The 7,364-nt window shown below is 66.8% G+C and carries 5 protein-coding genes and 1 tRNA gene; 5 read left to right on the top strand and 1 reads right to left on the bottom strand.

The annotated features are described in order from the left end of the window. The 4 genes from ABYX71_RS09260 to ABYX71_RS09245 all read left to right on the top strand — a co-directional run. Positions 1-1,419, top strand: a 1,419-nt coding sequence (locus tag ABYX71_RS09260) for an NADH-quinone oxidoreductase subunit L (protein WP_372696216.1), incomplete at its 5' end; no start/stop codon positions are given. 7 nt (positions 1,420-1,426) lie between these two features. Further along, positions 1,427-2,914, top strand: a complete 1,488-nt coding sequence (locus ABYX71_RS09255; RefSeq protein ID WP_372696215.1) for an NADH-quinone oxidoreductase subunit M — start codon at positions 1,427-1,429, stop codon at positions 2,912-2,914. 29 nt (positions 2,915-2,943) lie between these two features. Then, positions 2,944-4,383: an NADH-quinone oxidoreductase subunit NuoN gene (gene nuoN / locus ABYX71_RS09250; protein WP_372696214.1), complete on the top strand. Its 1,440-nt coding sequence runs from the start codon at positions 2,944-2,946 to the stop codon at positions 4,381-4,383. 53 nt (positions 4,384-4,436) lie between these two features. Then, positions 4,437-4,513, top strand: a tRNA-Met gene (locus ABYX71_RS09245). 43 nt (positions 4,514-4,556) lie between these two features. Here the strand turns inward: ABYX71_RS09245 and queF are convergent. Further along, positions 4,557-4,979, bottom strand: a complete 423-nt coding sequence (gene queF, locus ABYX71_RS09240) for a preQ(1) synthase (protein WP_372696213.1) — start codon at positions 4,977-4,979, stop codon at positions 4,557-4,559. 83 nt (positions 4,980-5,062) lie between these two features. Between queF and ABYX71_RS09235 the strand changes: the two genes are divergently transcribed. After that, on the top strand, positions 5,063-7,364 hold a 2,302-nt coding region (locus ABYX71_RS09235), incomplete at its 3' end, for an AAA family ATPase (RefSeq protein ID WP_372696212.1).

The raw sequence follows: 7,364 nt of genomic DNA, 5'->3' as shown, positions 1-7,364 counted from the left end.
GGCTTCATTCTCGGAATTGCCGCCGTTCTCTTTTACTTCGACTCCCTCGATTACGCCACCGTGTTCGGGCGTGCCTCGGGCGTGGTGGGTACGACCATCGAAGTGCTGCCCGGATCGGAATGGTCGGCGTTGACACTCGTGTGCATCCTGCTTTTTATCGGTGCGATGGGCAAATCCGCGCAGTTCCCTCTGCACGTGTGGCTGCCGGACTCCATGGAAGGTCCGACGCCGATTTCGGCGCTGATCCACGCCGCCACCATGGTCACGGCCGGCATCTTCCTGGTGGCGCGCATGTCGCCGCTGTTCGAGCTGTCCGAGACGGCGCTGAACTTTGTCCTGTTCATCGGTGCCGTGACGGCCTTGTTCATGGGCCTGCTGGGCCTGGTGCAGACCGACATCAAGCGCGTGGTGGCCTATTCCACACTGTCTCAGCTGGGCTACATGACGGTGGCGCTGGGCGTGTCGGCGTACTCGGCGGCCATCTTCCACCTCGGCACGCATGCCTTCTTCAAGGCGTTGCTGTTCCTGGCGGCAGGGTCGGTGATTATTGGCCTGCACCACGAGCAGGACATGCGCAAGATGGGCGGCCTGTGGAAGCACATGCCGATCACGGCGCTGACCGCCTGGATCGGTACGCTGGCGCTGGTGGGCTTTCCCGGGTTCGCCGGCTTCTTCTCGAAGGACGCGATCATCGAAGCCGCGGCGGCGTCCTCGCTGCCGGCGGCCGGGTTTGCGCACTTTGCCGTGCTCGCTGGGGTGTTCGTGACCTCGCTGTACAGCTTCCGGCTGCTGTTCCTGGTGTTCCACGGTCGCTCGCGGGTCGATCATCACGCCGCCGAGCACCTGCATGAATCGCCGGCGGTGGTCACCGGGCCGCTGCTGTTGCTGGCGGTGCCGTCGGTGCTGATCGGCGCGCCGCTGATCGCCCCGATGCTGTTCGGTGACTACTTCGGTTCCGCGCTGCACGTGTTGCCGCAGCACGCCACGCTGCTCGAACTGGGCGAGCACTTCCACGGCGCGCTGTCGTTCGCTCTGCACGGTTTCATGACGCCCCCGTTCTGGCTGATGCTGGCCGGTGCCGGCACGGCGGCGGTGTTCTACCTGCTGCGGCCTCAGTGGCCGGCCACCGTGCGTCACCGGTTCTCGCTCGTTCACCACATCTTCGAGCGGAAATACTACTTCGACGACGTCAATCAGACCGTGTTTGCCGGCGGCCTGCGCGGTATCGGCAGCCTGCTGTGGCGGGTTGGCGACGTGGCGTTGATCGACGGCCTGGCCGTTAACGGCACGGCGCGTACCGTCGGCCGCCTGGCTGCGGCACTGCGCCGCATCCAGACCGGTTATCTCTACCACTATGCCTTTGCCATGATCATCGGCCTGGCCGCGCTGCTGGGCATGATCTGGTACGTCAGCTTCTGAGCGCGCCATGAGCGAAAGCCTGCCTTTGTTGAGTCTTGCCATCTGGACGCCGCTGGTCGGCGCGCTGCTGGTGTGGTTGCTGGCCGGCGATCGCCGGCCGGCGCTGGCACCCACGCTGGCGTTGCTGGTGGCGGTGGTGGAATTCATCATCACGGTGCCGCTGTACGCCGGGTTCGACCCGGCCAACGGCGGGCTGCAGTTCGTCGAGCGCGTGCCGTGGGTCGAGCCGTTCAATGTCTACTACCACCTGGGCATCGATGGCATCGCGCTGCCGTTCATCCTGCTGACCAGCTTCGTCACCGTTCTGGTGGTGGCAATGGCGCGGGTGTCGGTCGAGCGCCAGGTCAGTCAGTACCTGGGCGCCTTCCTGGCCATGGAAGGTCTGATGATCGGCCTGTTCGCCTCGGTCGACGCAGTGCTGTTCTACGTGTTCTGGGAAGCCATGCTGATCCCGATGTTCATCATCATCGGCATCTGGGGTGGACCGAACCGCGTATACGCCACGCTGAAGTTCTTCCTGTACACCTTCCTTGGGTCGGTGTTGCTGCTGGTGGCGCTGATCTACCTGCATCTGAAGACCGACAGTTTCAGCCTGCTCGACTTCCAGCGCGTGGCGCTGGACCTGTCGACCCAGAAGCTGCTGTTCCTGGCCTTCCTGGCGGCGTTTGCCGTGAAGATTCCGATGTGGCCGGTGCACACGTGGTTGCCGGATGCCCACGTCGAGGCGCCGACCGGCGGTTCGGTGGTGCTGGCGGCGATCATGCTCAAGATGGGTGGCTACGGTTTCCTGCGCCTGTCGCTGCCCATCACCCCGGATGCCAGCATGGCGTTCTCGGGCCTGATGATCGCGCTGTCGCTGATCGCCATCGTCTACATCGGCGCCGTGGCGCTGGTGCAGCAGGACATGAAGAAGCTGATCGCGTACTCGTCCATCTCGCACATGGGCTTCGTCACGCTGGGCACGTTCCTGTTCAGCGCGCAGGGCATCGAGGGTGGCCTGGTCCAGATGATCTCCCACGGTTTCATCTCGGCCGCCATGTTCCTGTGCGTGGGCGTGATGTATGACCGCCTGCACAGCCGGCAGATCGCCGACTACGGCGGTGTCGTCAACACCATGCCGGTATTCGCTGCGTTCATGATGCTGTTCGTGATGGCCAATTCCGGCCTGCCGGGCACCTCGGGTTTCGTCGGCGAGTTCATGGTCATACTGGCGGCATTCGAGGGTGGCTTCTGGATCGCGCTGCTGGCTGGCACCAGTCTGGTGCTGGGCGCGGCCTACAACCTGTGGATGTACAAGCGGGTGGTGTTCGGTGCGGTCGCCAACCCCAAGGTGGCGGCGCTGAAGGATCTGCGCGCCGAGGAAGGGCTGGTGCTCGGCCTGCTGGCACTGGCGGTGCTGGCACTCGGTGTGTGGCCCAACCCGCTGCTGGATGTCACCCACGCCTCCGTGGATACCCTGCTCGCGCACCTGCAACGCGGCAAGCTCGGTCTCTGAGCGCGTCAACCAAGCGATAGCCAACACCCATGGAATTCACGCTCCCCGATTTCTCACCGGCGCTGCCGGAGATGGTGCTGCTGGCCGCGTCCTGCGTGGTGCTGCTGGTGGACCTGTTCTGGCCCGGCCGCGAGCGCAGCAACACGTACGTTGCGGCGCAGTTGAGCCTGCTCGCCACCTTGGTGGCACTGCTGCAGAGCTACACGGTGCCGACCGCCACCTTCAGCGGCCATTACACGGTCGATGGCCTGGCACTGGTGGTCAAGGCGGTGTCGCTGCTGGTGATGTTCGGCGTGTTGCTGTTCGGCCGCGATTACCTGCGTCAGCGCGCCCTGTTGTCCGGCGAATATCTGACGCTTTCGTTGCTCGCAACGCTCGGGCTGCTGATCATGTCCAGCGCCGGCAGCCTCCTGGTGCTCTATCTGGGGCTTGAGGTGCTGTCGCTGTCGTCGTATGCGCTGGTGGCACTGAACCGCGACAACAGCATGGCGAGCGAGGCGGCGATCAAGTATTTCTTCCTCGGCGCGCTGGCTTCGGGTTTCGTGCTCTACGGCATGTCGCTGCTGTATGGGGTGACCGGCTCGCTGGATATCGGCGCGGTTACCCAGGCGGTGGGTGAGCACGCGCGCGCCGGCAATTTCTCGGCGTTGCTCGGCCTGGCGCTGACCATGCTGGTGGTCGGACTCGGCTTCAAGCTGGGTGTCGCGCCGTTCCACATGTGGTTGCCGGACGTGTACCAGGGCGCCACCACCGCGGTGACGGCGTTCCTGTCCACCGTGAGCAAACTGGCGGCGTTCGTGCTGGTGGCCAAGCTGCTGGCCGGTGTCGGGCATCCGTTGATGGAGCACTGGCAGCAGATGCTGGCGCTGCTGGCGGTGCTGTCGCTTGCGGTCGGCAATGTGGTTGCCATTGCGCAGACGAACCTCAAGCGCATGCTGGCGTACTCCACCGTTTCTCACATGGGCTTTTTCCTGCTCGGCGTGTTGGCGGGCGACGCCGATGGCATGGCGGCGAGCCTGTTCTACATGGTCACGTACGCGCTGACGGGGCTGGCGGCATTCGGCATGATCATGCTGCTGAGCCGGGCCGGCTTCGAGGCGGAGCGCATCGAAGACTTTCGTGGCCTGAATCAGCGCTCGCCATGGCTGGCGCTGGTGATGCTGGTGGTGATGTTCTCGCTGGCTGGCGTACCGCCAACGGTGGGCTTCTACGCCAAGCTTGGTGTGATCGAGGCGGTGCTGCGGCACGATCTGCTGTGGCTGGCCATTGTGGCGGTGATCTTCTCGGTGGTCGGGGCGTTCTACTACCTGCGGGTCGTCAAGGCCATGTACTTCGATGCGGCCGAGGAGCAGCCCGCCATCGTCCCGGCGCTGGATGTTCGGGTTTTCATTGGCGTCAATGGGCTGCTGGTGCTGGGACTCGGTATTTTTCCGGCGCCCCTGCTGGCGCTGTGCCAGGCGGTTTTCTGAGGTTTTCGCTTGCCGGCGGGGCGATGCCCCGCTATACTTTCCCTCTCTCCAGTTGCGGGGTGGAGCAGTCCGGTAGCTCGTCGGGCTCATAACCCGAAGGTCGTAGGTTCAAATCCTGCCCCCGCTACCAAAATGCCAAAAGGCCCGGTCCAAAAGACCGGGCCTTTTGCTTTTCAGGGCAACGTAATTGGCGTTGGCGGCTGCCAGTCCGGCTGGCGATGTTCGGCTACCACGGTGGTATAGATGCCACCGCGCACCAGGAACTCTGCCGTCACGCGCACGAAGCGCGGCTGCATGAGCGATACCAGGTCGTCCAGCATGTGGCCGGTGACCGCTTCGTGAAAGGCACCCTGGTCGCGGAATGACCACAGATATAATTTCAGGGACTTCAGTTCCACGCACATCCGATCCGGAACGTACTCGATATGCACGGTGGCGAAGTCCGGCTGGCCCGTCTTCGGGCACAGACATGTAAATTCCGGGCAGCGCATCCGTACCGTGTAGTCACGCTCGGGATGCGGGTTGGGGAAGGTCTCAAGGCAGTTGCCCGATTCGACGGGCGCGGATTTAGAGCGGGTGGGGCGCGGCCTGGCCACGGCAGTCTCCGGGTCATACGGGGAAGGGGGCGCATTATCCGTTCGCCACGGGAAGAGCGGCAAATGCGGCCGAAGCGGCGAACATGAAGCTGAAAACGCTGCGTCTGGCGGGTTTCAAGACCTTCGTTGATCCGACCACCTTGCACTTGCGAGGGCCGTTGACCGGCGTGGTGGGGCCCAACGGCTGCGGCAAGTCCAACGTGGTCGACGCGGTACGCTGGGTGCTGGGGGAGAGTTCGGCCCGGCAGTTGCGGGGCGATGCGCTGGCCGATGTCATTTTCAACGGCTCCAGCGTTCGCCAGCCGGTCGGCAAGGCCAGTGTCGAACTGGTGTTCGACAACAGCGCCGGCACGCTGGGCGGTGCCTGGGCCAGTTATGCCGAGATTGCCGTGCGGCGCGAACTGGCGCGCGACGGGCAGTCGGTCTACTTCCTCAACGGCAGCCGCTGCCGGCGTCGCGACATCACGGATATCTTTCTTGGCACCGGCCTGGGGCCGCGCAGCTACGCCATCATCGAGCAGGGCATGATCGCCCGCCTGATCGAGGCACGGCCGGAGGAACTGCGCGCCTTCGTCGAGGAAGTCGCCGGTATCTCCAAGTACAAGGACCGGCGGCACGAAACGGCCGGGCGCATTCGCCACACGCGCGACAACATGGCGCGCCTGGATGACCTGCGCGATGAGCTCGGCCGACGGCTGGCAACGCTGGAGCGTCAGGCCCGCGCGGCGCAGACCTTCCGAGAGCTCAAGACCGAGGAGCGACAGCTGCGGGCCCAGTTGCTGGGTGTGCGTCTGCGTGCCCAGGAGGCCGCCGTGGCAACTCAGCGCGGTGTGCTGGAGCAGGGGCTGACGGCGCAGGAGCAGGCCCTGGCAGGGCTGCGCGCGACACAGGCACAGACCGAGGCAGCGCGCGAGACGCAGGCCGCGGCGGCCACCGCGCTCGGCGAAGTGCAGCAGGCCTGGTACCAGGCCGGTGCCGATCTGGCCGGGCGTGAGCAGGCGCTCACGGCCCTGCGCGAGCGCCAGGAGCGGCTGACCCAGGAGCACGCCCGGTTGCTCGCCAGCGCCGAGCAGATCGAACGCCAGTGTACGGAGACCGAGGCGCGGGTGGCCGAGCTGGGCGCCGCGCAGCAGGAGGCCGTCCACGAGCGCGGGCGCCTGGAGCAGGCCATGGCGGGCGCCAGCGCGGCACTGGCGCGCGCGGAGGCAATGTTGAGCGAGCAGCGCCGGGCCTGCGACGCGGTCAGTGCCGAACTGCAGCAGGCGGCCGAGCGCGAGCGTCTGCAACAGGCCCATGCCGAGCGCCTGCAGCAACACCGTGCCCGGTTGACGACACAGCGCGAGCGCCTGCTGCGCGAGCAGCAGCAGCTCGCCGCGACCGCCGATGCGGCCGACGCCGAGCCGGCGCCCGATCTCCCCGCGCTGGAAGCCGAGGTCGCCTCGGGCGAGCAGGCGCTTCACGACGCGCAGGCGCGGATTGCCGCCTGCCGTGAGGCGCTGGAGACACTCAGCGCGGACGAGTCGGCCCTGCACGGCAGCGTTCGCGAGCAACGCGGGCGCCTGGCATCGCTCAATACCCTGCAGCAGGCAGCGATGGCCGGTGCCGAACCGGTGCAGGTCTGGTTGCGCGAGCAGGGCGTGACCGCGCGCGAGCTGCTGGCGGCCGTGGATGCCCAGCCCGACTGGCGTGGCGCGCTGGAGGCGGCGCTCGGCCCCTGGCTGCAGGCGCAGGTCATCGACAGTCTCGATACCGTGGCGCTCCATGCCCTGTCACAGGCGGCCGGCCTGCTGCTGGTGGAAGCCGGCGAGGGGGCCGCGGCAGGCAGTGGCAGCCTGCTCGACGCCGTGCACAGCGCGGTGGACCTGGCGGCCCTGATCGGCGGCGTGCGCCGTGCCGATACTCCGGCACAGGCCCTGGCGCTGCGCCACACACTGGCGCAGCACGAGAGCGTTGTGACGCGCGAGGGCATTCGTGTCGGACGCAACTGGCTGGCGGTACCCGGCAACGACGGCGCCGACGGTGTGCTGGAACGCGGCGCCGAAATCGCCGCCTTGCAGACAGCGCTGGCGCACAACGAGACGCGGCTGGCCGACTGCCAGCACCGACGGACCGAAGCCCGTCAGGCGCTCGCGGCGGCCGAGCAGGCGCACACGGCGGCGCGTCAGGCGCACACGGCGGCCTTGCGCCGTCTGGCCGAGGCACAGGCGCGGGCTGCGGCCCGGCAGGCCCATCGCGAGCGCACGCGCCAGCGTCAGCAGGCCATCGCGGCCGAACTGGCGGAACTCGACACCCAGGGCCGCCAGGACGCGGGCGATCTGCAGGCCGCCGACGCGCAGCGCACGGCCGCCGCGTCGCAGCGCGCCAAGGCGCGCCAGACCCTGGCCG

The sequence above is a fragment of the Immundisolibacter sp. genome, assembly GCF_041625615.1.
GTDB lineage: Bacteria > Pseudomonadota > Gammaproteobacteria > Immundisolibacterales > Immundisolibacteraceae > Immundisolibacter.
Note: the sequence above shows the minus strand (reverse complement) of the source record. Positions and strands in the feature narration are given on the sequence as shown.

Coding starts and splice junctions, on each gene's coding strand:
- nuoN (WP_372696214.1), top strand. CDS start 2,944: ATGGAATTCACGCTCCCCGATTTCTCACCGGCGCTGCCGGAGATGGTG.
- ABYX71_RS09255 (WP_372696215.1), top strand. CDS start 1,427: ATGAGCGAAAGCCTGCCTTTGTTGAGTCTTGCCATCTGGACGCCGCTG.